Below are 16,772 nucleotides of genomic sequence, written 5' to 3'. Positions count from 1 at the left end.
TACTTGATCAAGCACCATTCCCAGAAGGTACATCAATATTGCAATCATTTACAGTTTACGACAGCTTTACCAAAACTTCAACAATAATTATTCGGTCATGGTGAAAGTATTCGTATTATCAACATCATGGCAAGCAAAAAGGACGGTTAAACCGTCCTTTCATTTTGCCTTTATTCATCTGGTCGGAGTGCGGAGATTTGAACTCCGGACCTCTTGACCCCCAGTCAAGCACGCTGACCAAGCTGCGCTACACCCCGTAATCTGAATAATATGCTCTTTTTGGTAAAATGGTCGGAGTGGCCGGACTTGAACCGGCGGCCTTTGCGTCCCGAACGCAACACTCTACCAAGCTGAGCCACACCCCGATTAGACTTAATTATATAACTTTTAAGGCGACTTGTAAAGAGCAGGAAGCTAATTTTTATGCACTTTGTTGACCCTCTCACATTTTCAGTCCGCTGCCGCAGGCTGAACGATTTAAAGCCGCACGTCATATTATACAACATATTATGCGGAGGTCAATAGAAAATGGTTAAAAAAAATCAGGAAACTTTACCGATCCCCGATATTGGTTATCTGATCTCTTACGAACAGCTGAATATACTGCTTGAATTTCTGAGACTGTGGTCTCAGCTCGCAATGTGGACGCGGTCCTTGATTCTTAGTACAGTAAACGATACCGCTAATAAAACAGCAATAGTCAATCACCTTTACACAATCCCCACAGAGTTTTACCGCGCATTTAGAATTTTCTACGGAACTGCAATCTCTCAGCAGATTCTTAACTTACTTACCAATTTTATTACTGCACAATGGAGGCTGATTCATGCATTGAAGGAAGGCAACCAGCAGCTGGTCGATGAATTAACGGTCACATTGTATCAGACTGCAGATGAGTTCGCGGAATATATCGCACCACTTAATGTGTATTGGGATGTAAACCATTGGAAAAGCTTACTGTATCAATATATTAGACTTGTGATCGACGAGATGGTTGCGATGATGACTGGTGAGCACGAAAAAGAGATTGAGATTCACAGACGTCTGGACGATGTAGCAGAAATCATTGGAAGCTATATGGCGAGAGGGATCATAGCGAGAAACCTGGCCCTTGGTGGTCAGGGATATCAGGAACCGGTGAATCCGGGACAGACAGCACCCGAACCAGTAAATCAAGGGGAGTAGAATCACCCGGTAATGAATCAAAAATACCCAGGTACTCAGTTGAATACCTGGGTATGGCTTAAGGCAGACTAGATCAAACAAGATGAGCTTGGAATTCCGCGTATTTCTATGCGTCTGTTTCTTTTGCCCATTCCTTCAGTTTTCTTATCGTTTCTTCATAGGTTTGCTTGCTAAGCTCAGGAAGTTCACCGCCCATAATTTTTTGGGCAGCGGCAAAGCCCTCATCAATGGCTGAAATTAGTTCAGAAAGCTTTGATTTATCTCCTCCGGAAACTGCTACCGCAAAATTGAACAGCCGATCACTCACTGCTTTAACACCAAATTCACCATCCTCAGATATTGCCTTCTGTGCTGCTTCTATATCAGCAGAGGTGATGCCTAAGTCTCCCAACGTCAACGCTGAATCAGATTGAGACCCTTTTGAAGAATCAAGTGAGCTCTTCGCATTTTCATTCTGCTTCAGGATCAAACGCTCAACCAGTTTTCTAAGATGTTCCGTTGCCTTTTCTGCCTCAGCCTTCAAAGCATCAATTTCCGAAGTATCCAGTCTGTTTTTTGTGACCTTTGAATAGGTTACGGAGGGGTCTTGACTGTTTCGTATTGAAATACTGTCTGATTTTGTATTCTGGGCAGAGGTATCAGTTTCGTCTTTTTCTTGTGTGCGTCCTTTTAAATCATTTGCCGGCCGATATGGCTGGCTTCCATTTACTTTATGAATCATTTTTTAATCCTCCCTCCAAAGAATTCGCCTTGTATCAAGCATCCTGTATACAATTTATCGGCAAGAATCAGAAAAACTTTATAGATGGACACATACAGTGAACCCTTTCGGAATAAATTTGTACTAGCCTATGGAAATGCCATTTCCTTTCAGATGCAAATTTTATTGAATCGGCATTTTCTTAAAATAAATTACAGGAGGGATGAATCTTGATAAACAAAATTCTAGCAGGTGTTTCAACAGCAATTTTGGGAGTGTTAATTGCGGCAGTGCCCAATTTTACACCGCTGCAGATTTGCGAGCTCTGTCAGAGAATGGCTATGAAATGCAGCTGGGCAGCAAAGGCTGAGTTTGGCGTAGGTGTTTTAATTCTATTTCTTTCTATTCTATTGATCTTCTCTGAATCGAGGGATGTCAGGCTTGGCGTAAGTGCTGCTCTGGGCATGGTGGGGATCCTTTCAACTCTCATTGCAAAAGTATTGATCGGATTTTGCGCTGGTGACTGCTGCTCGGGATGCACCTGCAGTCCGCTGACACCGCCAGTTATGACAGGACTTGGAATTGCGGTTGCCGTGATTGCGTTCATAAATGTGATCTATCTATTACAGAAGAAAAATACATAGTCGTCGGCCTCCTGGTTATATTATTTTCAGGAGGCGATGAAAAATGGATGAGCGTTTAAAAAAATTGACGGAGCTGCAACGAAAAAGAGAAGAGATCGAAATTGCAAAGAAGTCAGACAGGCTAATGGCCGAGGGAGGAACTGATTCGGATCCGGCAATGGCACAGATATCGGATAATGGAAATGTGACCAGACAGATGTACCAGGCAATCGGACATGAGACGCTTCAAAGTGAAGATGATGGCCATTACCGTGAAATGCTGGAAAAAGCGAAAGGATCACTTCCTTATCACGATAACCAAAGCAATAACTACTGATTTCTTGAGAGATGAATGCAAAGCGAGGCCGATGATGCGTGTGATAAAGCATCACCGGCCTTGTCTGTTTTCTAGTAACGTACGCGTTCTTTTGCTGAGTATCTGCGTTCCGCAGCTAAGCACCCGGCTGGTTTTGCTGGGGCGGAGTTCCCATAATATTTGGGGCCATACTTGGTGCTGCTTTTCCTTGGCTTTGCTCCAAGCTTTTCTTTAGAGCTTCCATTAAATCGATGACATTGCTCGGCGCATCCTGTCTTGCAGCAACAATTTCTTTTCCCGAAATCTTTTGCTGGATCAGATCTCTAAGTCGTTCCTGATACTCATCTTTATAGAGTGCAGGATCGAAAGGCTGCGCCATTGACTGAATCAGAGTCTTTGCCATGGTTAGCTCGCTTTCATTAAGAGCGGGTTTTGCAAATGATTTTGGAATTTCCTTGATATCATCTTCAAAAAACATGGTATTAATCAGAATGTTATCCCCTGCTGGAATCACTGCAAGAAGTGTTTCCTTATTTCCCATAACTGTTTTTGCGATAGCAACCTTGTTTTCTTCTTTCATGGCCGTTCGAAGCAGTTCAAAGGCTTTTTCACCGCCGGTTTCAGGTATCGTATGATAAGACTTCTCGTAATAAATGGGATTGATGGTAGCAAGATCGGCAAAATGAATAATTTGAATTGTCTTATCCTTTTCCGTTTTAATCTTTTCAAAGTCCTCATCGTTGACCACAACATACTTGTCCTTATCGTATTCGAATCCCTTAATAATATCTCCGCTAGTCACTTCCTTGCCGCAGTGTCCGCAGGTTTTTTTGTATCTGATTCGGGAATGATCCTCCTTGTGCAGCTGGTTGAAATGAATATCATTGTCCTGTGTCGCCGTATAAAGTGCTACAGGAATGTAAACAAGTCCAAATGAAATTGCACCTTTATGCGATACTGCCATAATAACTTGCTCCTTTCATTGATTTACAAAAGAATTGGTGTGTAACACTGATTAATTCAAGACACGTTTTATATCTGCTAATTGAAAAAGTTTCACGGCTTTCTGTTCATCTTGCATTAGATCAGCCTTTCATTAGTATTTGAAACGAACAGGAAAATTATTCTATTTATGTTCATGAGCCAAGGCCTTGGGATGGATATCAGCTGCAAAAATTGTGAAATCCATTGCAAATAAAGAGTTGGAGCCTATTTTGTCAAGTGAGGAGAAAAAAGATTACAGCTTCGGGGCCGGAAAGAGTTATATAATATGGAAACAAATGAGTGAAATAAAAATCGGATGACCAGAAATAATAGTAACGTAAGACGATTACAAATTTGAAGTGAATCACTTGTTGAATCATTTCATGAGGCAAGAAATCTCATACAGAACATGAAAAATTTACTTGTAATATAAAATCGTCTACAGGTTAAATTAATACCACAAAGGAGGTGAAAACGAATGGCAAGTTTCAACAATAGCAGCAATACCCCCGTTAAGCCAAGTGCTAAAAACGGATTAAACAACATGAAAACTGAAATCGCTAATGAACTTGGAATTTCCGGTTACGATACACTGGATAAAGGAAACCTTACTGCTCGTCAGAACGGTTACGTTGGCGGTTATATGACTAAGAGATTAGTCGAAATGGCTGAACAGCAGCTCTCAGGTAGATAAATAAAAAATCGATAGTTTAAAGATAAATCAGCTTATGAAATTTTATATTCCATAAGCTGATTTTATAATTCGAAGATAATCTCCCGTTAGGGGTAACCAGAGGAGGGATAAGTATGAAGCTTCCGTTAAGACAGAGTGCTGTAATTGAACGCATGAAATCTGAGATCGCATCACAATACGGAGTGAAAAGCTTTGAAGATATTGATCGGGGAATCGTTTCTTCTAGGTCAAACGGCGACATTACGAGAACCCTGGTGGAATTGGCTGAAAAAACAAAGAACTAAAATTGTATCGGTTTGTAACCGGTATCAATACTACAATTACTCAAGTTTTATCTTGATAATTCATTCGCTTAGTGACATAATGAAAATGGACTGAGTTGATCCAAAAGCGGGGAAAGTCTTCCTCGCTTTTCTTAATATAATAAATTCGATAAATTGGGAAGTGGAGTATTGTTGGTAAAATGAATATTAAAGAGGTTGCAAAAAAAGCCGGCGTTTCTGTCGCTACGGTCTCTCGTGTTCTAAACCATCCTGAAAGCGTTGCGCCAGACACAAAACAGCGGATCCTCGATGTGATCCAGGAGCTGGAGTATACTCCGAATTGGTTTGCAAGAGGACTTAATTTTAACAAAACCGATACCATTGGTCTGCTTATTCCGAACATATTGAACCCAAGTTACATGGAAATCGCAAAAGGTGTTGAAGATGTATCCCATCAAAAAAACTACAACACATTGCTCTGTAATGGTGAAAACGCCATCGAAAAAGAGAGAAAATATGTGGATATTCTGGTAAAACGTCGGGTGGACGGTATCGTACTTGTATCTTCTCTTCTTGAGAGTGACGATATTGAGAACATCACAAAGCAGGGTATCCCGGTGGTTTTAATCGGTGAAAACAGAGGAGATATCAAGGGTATTCCAATTGTTAGAATCGACTGCGAAGGAGCTTCTTACAAAGCGGTACGACACTTGATTGATATCGGTTATAAAGATATCGCCATTATTTACGGCTCCACTCCGGAGAAAGAAAACAAAAGAAAAGTGGATGGATATCGTCAGGCTCTGGCAGAGGAAGGGATTACGGAACGGGAGGAATATCTTCAGGAGGCTCCCAATACCATAGAAGGCGGATATATCGCAGGAAAGAGACTGAATGATTTAAAACACAGACCGAGAGCGATCTTTACCTCTTCTGATATTTTAGCCTTCGGTGCGATTGATGCAATGAAGGATCATGGAGTCAAAGTGCCAGAGGAAGTTGCTTTTGTTGGGTTTGATAACATCCGTATGTCAAATCTTATTGAGCCGAAGCTTACGACAGTAGAGAAGCCAATGCACAAGATGGGTGTTGTCGGTGCCAGATTGTTATTTGATATAATTGATACCAAGGGAGAAGACATTACGAACAGGGAGATCCTGCTTCAGTCAAAACTGAAGATACGAAAATCCTGCGGGCATAAAGAGAGAATCGGAGAGATATTCTAATGAAGACGGAATTTTTGGGATTGAAATTGAAGAATCCTGTTATCGTAGCTGCCGGCCCATGGAATAGAGATGGGAGAAGCTTACTAAAAGGAATTTCTGCCGGAGCAGGAGCGGTAATCACGGAAACCATTGTCAGTGATGCTTTGATTGATGTAAGACCTCGGATTGCTTACAACGGTCTGGGTGCTCAGAACATAAGGCTTTACAGTGATATCCAGGTAGAAGGCTGGCAAAGAGAGATGGATATTGCCAAAAGCAGGGATAGTGTAGTGATTGCCAGCGTATCGGCGCATACCCCTTCAGAGCTTGCTTATCTTGCCATGAAGATGGAAAAATTCGGAGCGGACGCAATCGAGCTTGGCATTTCTTCTCCTATGGGTGAATCTTTGGAAGTCGTAGCATCTGATGCGGAACGGGTGTATCAGATGACGAAGGAAGTGGTTCGCAGTGTAAAAATTCCTGTCATGGTGAAACTCTCTCAGAATGCAACCAACATATCAAAGGTGGCAAAAGCGGTAAAAAGTGCAGGAGGAGCGGGTGTCAGCGCAATTAATACTGTAAGATGTATTCTTGGTGTCGATGTAGAAACCGCAGAACCTACCCTGTCAACCTATGGAGGATATTCGGGAGTGCCCATCCGTCCGCTGGGGCTTGCATCTGTAGCCACGATTGCGCAGACAGTAGATGATATACAGATTTGTGGAATTGGAGGCATTGAAGATTATAAGAATGCTTTGGAATACATTATGCTGGGAGCTTCCGCTGTGCAAGTGGGAACCTCTGTGATGATCCACGGTTTTGATAGAATTCAGGAGATTGTCAGTGATCTTGAGCAATGGTCGGCAAAGAAGGGGATCAAAGAAGCAAAGAGCATCAGAGGTATGGCGCTGGAAAATCTAAAGTCTTTTGAAGAAATTAAAATTGAGCCGGTGGTCAGCAGAGTTGATACACCGGTCTGTCAAAGAGAATGTACGGCATGTGTCACTGCTTGTATTTATGGTGCAATCCAAAAGATCGAGGGACAAATCCTTCTGGACCCAGAAAAATGCACAGGCTGCGGGCTATGCACCTTTGTCTGTCCTGATAAAAAATTCAAACTGGACTGGTAATATCCTATTTTTCAATTTCATATATCGATAGGTTAAAGGAAGAGAGGCATTCGGCAGCACCTGATGCACTCTCTTTTTATGTGGCATGGAATACAAACACGAGCCTACCAACACGAGTCTATCATCACGAGTCACGTTTTTGGTAAATATTTCTTGACACTTTAGTCTACAAGATGTAGACTAAAGCTGGTTGGTCTACATCTTGTAGACTAACTTGGATCACAAGGGGGAAGGATGGGATGATATTCATGGGTGATCAAAAACTCACGGATGCGGAGTTGAAATTTGCAGAGATTATTTGGGCGAATGCGCCTCTGAAATCTTCTGAGCTGGTGCGGCTATGCGAAACTGCTCTGAAATGGAAAAAGTCAACAACATATACTATGCTCAAGCGGCTGGACGAAAAGGGGATTTTTCGCAATGAGGCTGGATTGGTAATCGTATTGATCGGAAAAGAAGATTTTTTTTCAGAACAGAGCAAGCGTTTTGTAGCCGAAACCTTTGAAGGCTCTCTGCCAAGGTTTGTTGCAGCATTTACAAGAACTAAGAAACTGAGCAAGACGGAAATTGAAGAGTTATACAGATTGATCGAGGCGCATGAGGGGGATTCTTAATGGAGACGGTTTTTCTACAGATTTTCAGTATGAGTATCACTGCCAGCTATGTCATCTTGTTTGTGGTACTCATACGGCTGCCGATGAAAAAGGCCCCGCGGATTTTTTCATATTTACTTTGGACAGCAGTACTGTTCCGACTGATCAGTCCCATCGCCATTGAAAACTCTTTCAGCTTGATTCCGTCAGCAGAGAACCTGATGCCGGTTATCCGGGAAGAGCTTACGGGGGAGCAAATAGTGCCTGCAGAGAATCAAAGGGCAGTTTGGGAAACAGGGGATGAAGGGATATCGGTAGAGGCAGGCAGCCAATCTACAAATATTACAGGGGGATTAGAACGTTCCTGGACGGATAATGAAAATGATATCTATTTTAATCAAGTAAAAAATCCAATCACTTATGAAAAAATCTTTATCACGGATGGATTGCTTGCGTTAAGCACGGTGCTATGGCTTGCAGGAATGAGTCTTCTCCTGCTTTACAGTATTTGTTCCACCATCAGACTGACGAAAAAATTAAAGACTGCTATAAATATTGAGAATAACGTATACGAGTTACCAGAAATCGGAACTCCTTTTGTATTTGGTCTGTTTCGGCCTAAAATCTATCTGCCGTCAGGGATTGAAGGAATGGAGCGCACCTTTATTTTGAATCATGAGAAGACCCACATCAGGAGACTCGATTATGTTATCAAGCCGGTCGCTTTTGCAATTCTGTGTCTACATTGGTTCAATCCTCTCGTCTGGATTGCATATCATCTGATGACCGAGGATATGGAATGCTCCTGTGATGAGAGTGTCCTGCAAAGGATGGGGAGCGAAATTAAAAAAGATTATTCAAGGACACTGCTTGCCCTTTCTGGAGGAAGGCGGTTGGCAGGTGAAGGGCCACTGGCATTTGGGGAAGATCATGTGAAGGGCCGGATTAGAAATATACTAAACTATAAAAAGCCGAAAATGACGCTTGTTGTCGTTGTAGTTTTGGTTGTAGCTGTGGTATCTATTGGGCTGATGAGCAATCCAAAGAGCGGGATGCTCACTGTAGAGGATTTTGCACAGCAGTTTGTGGATGATCAAATTGCGGCTTATAATCAATCTGACTTTACTGGTTTTCGGATCATAGACAACAAAATTACAGTCTTTGAAAAGCTGGATGAATTTGATTTCATGCTGGACGTTCCCGTCGAGGTCTGGCGTATCGAATACCGCTTGAAACCGGATGATCCCTCGAAGGTCATGCTTGCAGGCGGAATGGGTATGATCGATGGCTGGCTCACCGAAGAGAGCAGCATGGGAAAACCTCTTCTCTTATTTGCAAGAGAGAAGGAAGGACCACGTTTTTTAGGAAGCGTGAATACAGGGGATAGTATGAATGGCAGCATTGATACCAGAGCAGGACGTGAAACGATGCTTCGTGTGTTCCTGGAAAATCAGAACCTTTTAGCGCATGAGACTTATGACGGAGAACACATCCTGATGAAGTTCCCGCTATCCACTGGAGAAACCTGTCAGTTGCTCCTGTCTCGCCCGGTAAAAAAAGATGATTCGGGCATCTGGTGTGTTGAGAGATGGATGGACGGAAATGGAACCGTTTACTATGACACGCCGGAAACAAGCGGTACTGCTTTGGAGTATTATACGCAGATGCAGGAGCAAGTAGCGGCAGGTCAGGAACTATGGCGCCTTGATCCGATTGCAGTTTCGTTGGATTATATTAATCATGTGCTGGGGCAGCATGTTGCAGAAGATGAACTGAAACCGCAGTATGATGCAGTTCCGGCGGATTTTGAGAGGACTCCGGAGAGTCATTATATCGGTTACATTTCCAATTGGAAGACATATAGCGACAAGCAGGGGATGTTCTCTTTTTATCTGGATGCGGTGGAATGGCTTACATTAGAGGACGGCAAGCGGCTTGAGAGCCTTAACATAAGTCCCGATGAGCTTCCAAACGGATTCTATATCTATAACCCAAATACCTACCCGGATTTTTATCAGGGTACAGAGCAAACAATATTTCGCATTTCAGATAGAAAAACAGGTGTTGGATATGAGGAAATTTCCATGGAAGAATTTCAGGCATATCTCCAGCGGTACTCTGAAAAAGAGCTCGCATCAGCACCTCTTTACAGGATTATCACCAAAGATGGGTTTGTGCAGAGTATAGAAGAACAGTATCTTTCCTTAACCATCTGACCACATTCCATCAAAACCCACTTCATTAACAAATTTCATTTAGACCAGATAAGGAGCAGCGCAGAAGGCCTTATCTGGTTTTTGTTATTTTTTGCAGCCGGAAGGATTTCCCTCACACGAATGGAATCCATTGAAATAAGCTGATCACAGCGAGTTTTTTAATTAATTATTATGACCAAAGTTGAGTATATTGATCTAAAAAATCGTAAAAAAAATGAAGATTTCATAAGAGAAAAGCCTTGCATAATTCAGAAAAGATGTTACAATGAAATTGAGTGTAACTGGTTTCACAATTATAGCAATACTATATCGATTGTTCTTTCTTTTTGGAAAATCAGTACCTATTTTTACCCGGCGGTATTTTAGAAAAAACCGGTCCATTAGGGACAGGAGGTATCCACGGGTCACGTAGCTATCATCCTGATATGCTGCATATGAGAGCTGGAAAGAAGCGCTTGAAAGTCAGATTCAAAAATGAGAAAAGGAGTTGAAAAGATTTGAGTAAGGTAGTAAAAGCGAAGTACACTGCTGATGCTGTAGATGGTTTCACACCAAGAACAGCTATGGAAGAAGCAGCAAGATGCTTACTATGTATCGACGCCCCATGCAGCAAAGGCTGCCCGGCAGGAACCGATCCCGGAAAATTCATCAGATCAATCAGATTCAGAAATGTTAAAGGTGCAGCAGAGACCATCAGAGAGAACAATGTACTCGGCGGAAGCTGTGCCAGAGTCTGTCCTTACGACAGGTTATGCGAAGAATACTGCAGCAGATGTGGTATTGATAAGCCGATCGAGATCGGAAAACTGCAGAGATTTGCCGTAGAGCAGGAAAAAGCTCATAAGATGAAGATTTTGAAGGCCCCAGCAAAAAAGAAAGCTGCGAAAGTAGCTTGTATTGGATCCGGCCCTGCATCCCTGGCTTGTGCGGCTAAACTTGCACAGGAAGGTTATCAGGTAACTATTTTCGAAGCAGCTGAAAAGGCTGGCGGAGTACTTACATATGGAATCACTCCTGCAAGACTTCCTCAGCATGTGGTTGACTTTGATATCAAGGCCGTTAAGGATCTCGGTGTGAAATTTGTCTTTGACACAAAGGTTGGCGAGGACATTACTGTTGAAGAACTGAAGAAAAGCGGATTCAGCGCGATCTTTGTCGGAGCAGGACTTTGGGAAGCGAAAGTTCCTGAGATTCCCGGAAATGATCTGAAAGGCGTTACAAATGCCATCGACTTCCTGAAATCTGCAAGGGATTCTAAGGGTTCCTTTGATCCAGGAAAGAGAGTTATTGTCATTGGCGGCGGAGACGTTGCAATGGACTGCGCTACGACAGCCAAGCTGCTGGGCGCTGAAAACGTAATGATTTACTATAGAAGAACACTGGAAGAAGCTCCTGCAAACATGGCTGAAATCCAGTATGCTACATCCTTGGGTGTAACCATTACCACAAACTTTGCTCCCAAAGAAATTCTGGGTAACGGTAACGTTGAATTTGCTGTTTTCAAAGGCAGAGACGGAGCATCCGAAGCGAAGGTTGCCGCGGATACAGTAGTATTTGCAATCGGTCAGGCTCCGGAAGATATGACCAAAATTGCTCCTGTTAAAGTAACAGATAAGGGTGCCATTGCCGCTAATGCAAAAGGCAAGACAAACGTGGTTGGACTCTTTGCTGCCGGCGATATTGTAAACGGCGGAAAGACTGTTGTCGAAGCAGTAGCCGCAGGGAAAGAAGCAGCAGCTGAAATCATTAGCTACCTCGAAAAGAAAGAAGGTGTAAAGTAAGATGGCTGTTAAGAAAGATTTATCCATAGATTATTTAGGCGTTAAATGTGAAAACCCGTTCTTCCTTTCCTCATCACCGGTTGGCGGGAATTACGATATGGTAAGAAAAGCATATGAAGCCGGCTGGGGAGGAGTATTCTTCAAAACCGTTGGTATCTTTGTTGCTGATGAATGCTCACCAAGATTTGACCAGACCAATAAGGAAGGTCTGCCATGGCTCGGATTCAAGAACATGGAGCAGATTTCCGACAAGCCTACAGAAAAGAACTTTGAGTTCATGCGTAGATTGAAGGAAGATTATCCTGAAAAGATCATGGTTGCTACCATCATGGGAAGTAATGAGCAGGAATGGAAAGATCTTGCTAAAATGTGCGAACAGGCCGGAGCGGATCTGATCGAAGGAAACTTCTCATGTCCTCAGATGACAAGCCATGCAATGGGATCTGATGTAGGATCTACACCTGAGCTGGTTAAGCTGTATTCACAAGCGGTATCCTCTACAACAAAGATTCCGTTCATTGCAAAGATGACACCAAACGTAACAAACATGGTGCTTCCTGCACGTGCTGCCCTCGAAGGCGGAGCTGCCGGAGTATCTGCAATTAATACCGTTAAGTCCATCACAAATATAGATTTTGAAAATATGACAGCGATGCCTGTTGTAAACGGTAAGTCCTCTATCTCCGGATACTCCGGAGCTGCTGTTAAGCCGATTGCTTTAAGATTCATCGCACAGATGCTGCAGGATGAAATCGTGGGCAAAGCACCAATCAGTGGTATCGGTGGTATTGAGACCTGGAGAGACGCGGTTGAGTTCTTGCTGTTAGGATGCAGAAACCTGCAGGTTACCACTTCGATCATGCAGTACGGCTACAGAATCGTTGAAGACATGATCAGCGGTGTAAGCCATTTCATGGACGAAAGAGGCTATGACAAGCTTGACGATTTCATCGGTCTTGCACTGGGCAACATTATTCCTGCGGAAGAATTGAACAGAGATTTCAAGATCCTGCCTCAGTTTGACCACAAGAAATGCATCGGCTGCGGAAGATGCTACGTCTCCTGCTATGATGCTGCTCACCAGGCGATTGACTGGGATGAGAAAAAGAGAAGACCGAACCTCAACGAAGAGTGCGTAGGCTGTCACCTTTGCCTCAATGTTTGTCCGGTACAGGGATGCATCACTCCAGGCGAACTTACCTGGAAAGAAGGCAGAAAGCCTGTTGAAATCGCTTTGAAGCACAACTACGAATAAAGAGATACTCTTAACAAAATAACCGACCTTAATGAGCAGGATGGCTCCGCGAAAGCGGAGCTGTTCTGCTTTCATGCTCTGGAGCCCCCGCCTTTTAAACAGAAGTTTCCCAGATTCTTGTTTTCATTTAAAGTTGATGTGTTATAATAAATGCGATCAAAGTACAAAATCTGCGAATTCAAACCCAGACGACGAGCTGGAATACGCAGATTTTGAATAGGATGCATTTATTGCATCGGGGTGAAGCAAGCCGGGGCAACGGCTTGCACGGATGATGGAATCAATGCGATCAAAGTACAAAATCTGTGAATTCAAACCCAGACGACGAGCTGGAATACGCAGATTTTGAATAGGATGCATTTATTGCATCGGGGTGAAGCAAGCCGGGGCAACGGCTTGCACGGATGATGGAATCAATGCGATCAAAGTACAAAATCTGCGAATTCAAACCCAGACGACGAGCTGGAATACGCAGATTTTGAATAGGATGCATTTATTGCATCGGGGTGAAGCAAGCCGGGGCAACGGCTTGCACGGATGATGGAATCAATGCGATCAAAGTACAAAATCTGCGAATTCAAACCCAGATGACGATTTGGAATGCGCAGATTTTGAATAGGATGCATTTATTGCATCGGGGTGAAGCAAGCCGGGGCAACGGCTTGCACGGATGATGGAATCAATGCGAAATGATTTGAAGTGACAGTATTAGAGTTTAGAGCTTATCTGGAAATTAATAGTGATTTCCAGCTGGATGCGAAACGGGGACACCTGGATGGAGGGTGCAATGCAAAAGATTTTAATTATTGAAGATGAACCAAATATCAGAGAATTGGTAGTATACAACCTGAATCAGAATGGCTATCAGGGGATGGAGGCAGAAGATGGGCTCATAGGAATCGCCATGGTGCGAAGTGAGCATCCTGACTTGATCTTGCTGGACATTATGCTTCCCGGCAAGAATGGATATGATATTTGTAAGGAGTTGAGAGCGGAAGGTTTAAAAACACCAATCATAATGCTGACCGCCAAAAATGAGGAAATAGACAAGGTGCTGGGGCTGGAATTTGGTGCTGACGATTACATTTCAAAACCTTTCGGTATCAGAGAACTTATGGCAAGAATCAAAGCGGTGCTGAGGCGGTATGAAAATAATACTGAGCAAGAGGGCACACGCATCGGTGACCTTGTGATCAACACTGAGAGCCATGAAGTGAAGCTGGGAGGGAAGACACTGGAATTGACACTGAAAGAATTTGACCTATTGCGGGTTCTTGCAGAAAACAGAGGCCGTGTCATGACGAGAGATCAGCTGCTGGACAAGGTCTGGGGTTTTGAATATATCGGAGAAACAAGAACCGTAGATGTCCATGTCCGCTATCTCCGGAAAAAGCTCGGAGATGAGGATAATGAAGGGAAATACATCCAGACCATTAGAGGTATGGGATATAAGATGCCGTAATGAAGTTGAGAGAATTTTACGCAACGCAGGGACGAGAACGGCGTCGGCGCACCAGTTTCAATGCTTCGCGCGTGTTGTACTTTGTCAAAGGAGGGTATATGAAGAAGAAGTTTCTCCTGTTTTCCATCTGTCTGATTCTGATCAGCGTGGTCATAACCAGTGCAATTTCCATCAATGTGAATATCAACAATTTTATTGCTGAAAAGGAAGCGGAGATGCTTACCTACTGCAGGCTGATCAACATGGCCATCACTGAGGAATATGAGATGGGGATCAACGTGGATTATATGGAGCTGGCTAAGGATTACTCTGCAGAAATGGGGATTCGGCTGACCTTCATCGACCCAAAGGGCAAGGTGCTTGCAGATTCCGTCGAGGGCCCAGCCTATGTGACAATGGAGAACCATCTTGGAAGAGAAGAGGTGACAGAAGCGCTGCTTACCGGAACCGGAAACAGCAATCGTGAGAGCGATACCCTGGGAGCCGAGTTTCTTTATGTGGCGGACACACTGGAGTACAAAGGGGACAAGGTGCTGATTACCCGAGTTGCGTTGGAAATCCACCGGTTGCGAATGATCAACGATTTTATTGTTCGGACAAGTCTGATTTCATCGGTCATCGGTGTACTCATTGCAGTGGTCATCGCCATTGCCTATACCAATACCTTGCTGAAACCAATCAATCAGATGGAACGTCAACTTAAAATTACCATGAAGGAAAACAAGAAGGCGGAGCAGATCAGGAAAGACTTTGTGGCAAATGTCACTCATGAGCTAAAAACACCTCTGACCTCTATTTCTGGTTTTGTAGAAACCCTGCAAGACGGCGCAGCGGAAAATCCTGAGATCAGGACCAAATTCCTTGATATTATTGCAATTGAAGCAGCAAGACTAAAACGGCTCATCGAAGATATTTTGATCATATCGGATATAGAGAACAAGCGCGAAGTCAATACGGACAGTGATATCAACGTCCGAGAATCTATTATGGAGATTCTTGCTTCCATGGAGCCCATCATCGATGCGAAGAACATTAAAATCACAACGTCCTTTGCCTATGAGATCTATATCGGCGGAAATAATGATCGGTTTAAACAGTTGATGTTCAATTTGATCGAAAATGCAGTAAAATATTCTCAGCCAGGCGGAACCATCACCGTTACAGCGGAACGAAAAGAGGGAAGGGTTTATATCAGTGTGCAGGATAAGGGCATTGGTATTCCGGAAGAGCATTTGCCAAGGCTGTTTGAGCGGTTCTATCGCGTTGATAAATCCCGTTCTCAGAAAGAAGGGGGTACGGGGCTGGGCCTTGCCATCGTCAAGCATATTGCAGCCCTTTTTGAAGCAGAGATCAAGGTGGAAAGCGAGCTGGGAAAAGGCTCCACCTTTACGGTGATATTCAAGTAGAAAAAGGTGTTATAGTGTATCATAACAAGGAAACAAAAAAGAGTAGAGCACAGATAAATATAAAGAACAATCAGAATAAATTCAAATGTCCGATCTGTAGCGGAGCGATGACCTTGAAGAATGAATGTAACCTCATATGTAAAAAGAATCATTCATTTGATCTCTCGAGAAAGGGTTATCTGAACCTCCTTGCCTCAGGCAGCAGCGCAAAGTATGAAAAAGAATTATTTGAAGCGAGGAAGCAGGTCTGTTCCTTTGGATTCTTTGATCCATTAATTAAACATCTTGGAGAGAGGATTTCCGGTTACAGCAATGACAATTCGGCGAAGAATGGAATTTCTGTTCTGGATGCAGGCTGTGGAGAGGGCTCACATCTGCGAAGCTTGGCTGAATTGCTTCAACATGTACCAGACATAAATTCCACCTTGTTTGGCGTCGATATCGCCAAAGAGGGAATTAAACTTGCAACCTCAGGTGATACAGATATCATCTGGTCCGTAGCTGATTTGGCGAGGCTACCGTTTCAGAGGGACAGCTTTGATGTGATTTTAAATATTTTGTCACCAGCCAACTACCATGAGTTTGAACGGATTTTATCGGACGATGGTATTTTGATCAAAGTAATTCCGGGGAAATCATATCTCAGGGAACTGAGAAACCTGATGTTTGAAGAAAACGACTACTCAAGCGATAGAGTGGCAGACTATTTTTCAAATAAATTTCAACAGATCTCCAGTCAGAATATTGAGTATCAAGTCCAGCTGGATGAAGTCATTCTTCCCCAACTCCTGAAGATGACCCCTTTGACCTGGAGTCTCAAGCCGGAAATGCAAACGGAAATTCATCTTACGCAGATTCCTTCTATTACAGTGGATCTTACAATTCTGACGGGTGTAAAAAGGTAAATCCTTCAAAATGCCGGACAGACAATAGAAACGATCAGAATAAAGTACTGCCTG

General features: G+C 43.3%; 16 protein-coding genes and 2 tRNA genes. 14 read left to right on the top strand and 4 right to left on the bottom strand.

Features of this window, described 5'->3' with window-relative positions; all coding sequences use genetic code 11:
• Positions 1-179: 179 nt before the first annotated feature.
• Positions 180-257, bottom strand: a tRNA-Pro gene (locus FRZ06_09950).
• A gap of 31 nt (positions 258-288) precedes the next feature.
• Positions 289-365: transfer RNA gene (locus tag FRZ06_09945), tRNA-Pro, on the bottom strand.
• Between the two features lie 163 nt (positions 366-528).
• On the opposite strand from FRZ06_09945, the gene FRZ06_09940 reads away from it, so the two are divergent.
• Positions 529-1,185, top strand: a complete 657-nt coding sequence (locus tag FRZ06_09940) for a hypothetical protein (protein QOX63649.1) — start codon at positions 529-531, stop codon at positions 1,183-1,185.
• 106 nt (positions 1,186-1,291) lie between these two features.
• On the opposite strand, the gene FRZ06_09935 is transcribed toward FRZ06_09940, so the two are convergent.
• Entirely contained in the window at positions 1,292-1,906 is a 615-nt protein-coding gene (locus tag FRZ06_09935) for a hypothetical protein (protein ID QOX63648.1), read from the bottom strand.
• 206 nt (positions 1,907-2,112) lie between these two features.
• Between FRZ06_09935 and FRZ06_09930 the strand changes: the two genes are divergently transcribed.
• Positions 2,113-2,529, top strand: a complete 417-nt coding sequence (locus FRZ06_09930; protein ID QOX63647.1) for a DUF4418 family protein — start codon at positions 2,113-2,115, stop codon at positions 2,527-2,529.
• Positions 2,530-2,572: 43 nt separating this feature from the next.
• Positions 2,573-2,845, top strand: a complete 273-nt coding sequence (locus FRZ06_09925) for a hypothetical protein (GenBank protein ID QOX63646.1) — start codon at positions 2,573-2,575, stop codon at positions 2,843-2,845.
• Between the two features lie 115 nt (positions 2,846-2,960).
• Here FRZ06_09925 and FRZ06_09920 read toward each other — a convergent pair whose 3' ends face one another.
• Positions 2,961-3,788: a Ku protein gene (locus FRZ06_09920; protein QOX63645.1), complete on the bottom strand. Its 828-nt coding sequence runs from the start codon at positions 3,786-3,788 to the stop codon at positions 2,961-2,963.
• A gap of 498 nt (positions 3,789-4,286) precedes the next feature.
• On the opposite strand from FRZ06_09920, the gene FRZ06_09915 reads away from it, so the two are divergent.
• From FRZ06_09915 to FRZ06_09865, 11 genes are all read left to right on the top strand, one after another.
• Positions 4,287-4,502 (top strand): alpha/beta-type small acid-soluble spore protein, encoded by a 216-nt coding sequence (locus FRZ06_09915; GenBank protein ID QOX63644.1) that lies wholly within the window; start codon positions 4,287-4,289, stop codon positions 4,500-4,502.
• Positions 4,503-4,615: 113 nt separating this feature from the next.
• Entirely contained in the window at positions 4,616-4,786 is a 171-nt protein-coding gene (locus FRZ06_09910; protein ID QOX63643.1) for a small, acid-soluble spore protein, alpha/beta type, read from the top strand.
• Positions 4,787-4,965: 179 nt separating this feature from the next.
• Positions 4,966-5,991: a LacI family transcriptional regulator gene (locus FRZ06_09905; protein QOX63642.1), complete on the top strand. Its 1,026-nt coding sequence runs from the start codon at positions 4,966-4,968 to the stop codon at positions 5,989-5,991.
• Positions 5,991-7,100, top strand: coding sequence for a hypothetical protein (locus tag FRZ06_09900; protein QOX65893.1), 1,110 nt, complete (start codon positions 5,991-5,993; stop codon positions 7,098-7,100). Before FRZ06_09905 ends, FRZ06_09900 begins: the two co-directional genes overlap by 1 nt.
• 248 nt (positions 7,101-7,348) lie before the next feature.
• Positions 7,349-7,714: a BlaI/MecI/CopY family transcriptional regulator gene (locus FRZ06_09895; GenBank protein QOX65892.1), complete on the top strand. Its 366-nt coding sequence runs from the start codon at positions 7,349-7,351 to the stop codon at positions 7,712-7,714.
• Positions 7,714-9,909 (top strand): hypothetical protein, encoded by a 2,196-nt coding sequence (locus tag FRZ06_09890; GenBank protein QOX63641.1) that lies wholly within the window; start codon positions 7,714-7,716, stop codon positions 9,907-9,909. Before FRZ06_09895 ends, FRZ06_09890 begins: the two co-directional genes overlap by 1 nt.
• A gap of 497 nt (positions 9,910-10,406) precedes the next feature.
• Positions 10,407-11,690, top strand: coding sequence for a dihydropyrimidine dehydrogenase (locus FRZ06_09885; protein ID QOX63640.1), 1,284 nt, complete (start codon positions 10,407-10,409; stop codon positions 11,688-11,690).
• 1 nt (position 11,691) lies between these two features.
• Positions 11,692-12,945: an NAD-dependent dihydropyrimidine dehydrogenase subunit PreA gene (gene preA, locus FRZ06_09880; protein QOX63639.1), complete on the top strand. Its 1,254-nt coding sequence runs from the start codon at positions 11,692-11,694 to the stop codon at positions 12,943-12,945.
• Between the two features lie 775 nt (positions 12,946-13,720).
• The gene (locus FRZ06_09875; protein QOX63638.1) at positions 13,721-14,407 is read left to right on the top strand and encodes a response regulator transcription factor; all 687 of its coding nucleotides are present in this window, start codon (positions 13,721-13,723) and stop codon (positions 14,405-14,407) included.
• On the top strand, positions 14,407-15,813 hold the full coding sequence (locus FRZ06_09870; GenBank protein QOX63637.1) for a PAS domain-containing sensor histidine kinase: 1,407 nt from the start codon (positions 14,407-14,409) through the stop codon (positions 15,811-15,813). Before FRZ06_09875 ends, FRZ06_09870 begins: the two co-directional genes overlap by 1 nt.
• Before the next feature lie 14 nt (positions 15,814-15,827).
• The gene (locus FRZ06_09865; protein ID QOX63636.1) at positions 15,828-16,718 is read left to right on the top strand and encodes a methyltransferase domain-containing protein; all 891 of its coding nucleotides are present in this window, start codon (positions 15,828-15,830) and stop codon (positions 16,716-16,718) included.
• The last annotated feature ends 54 nt before the right edge of the window (positions 16,719-16,772 follow it).

Source organism: Clostridiales bacterium, assembly GCA_015243575.1.
Taxonomy (GTDB): domain Bacteria; phylum Bacillota; class Clostridia; order Peptostreptococcales; family Anaerovoracaceae; genus Anoxybacterium; species Anoxybacterium hadale.
Note: the sequence above shows the minus strand (reverse complement) of the source record. Positions and strands in the feature narration are given on the sequence as shown.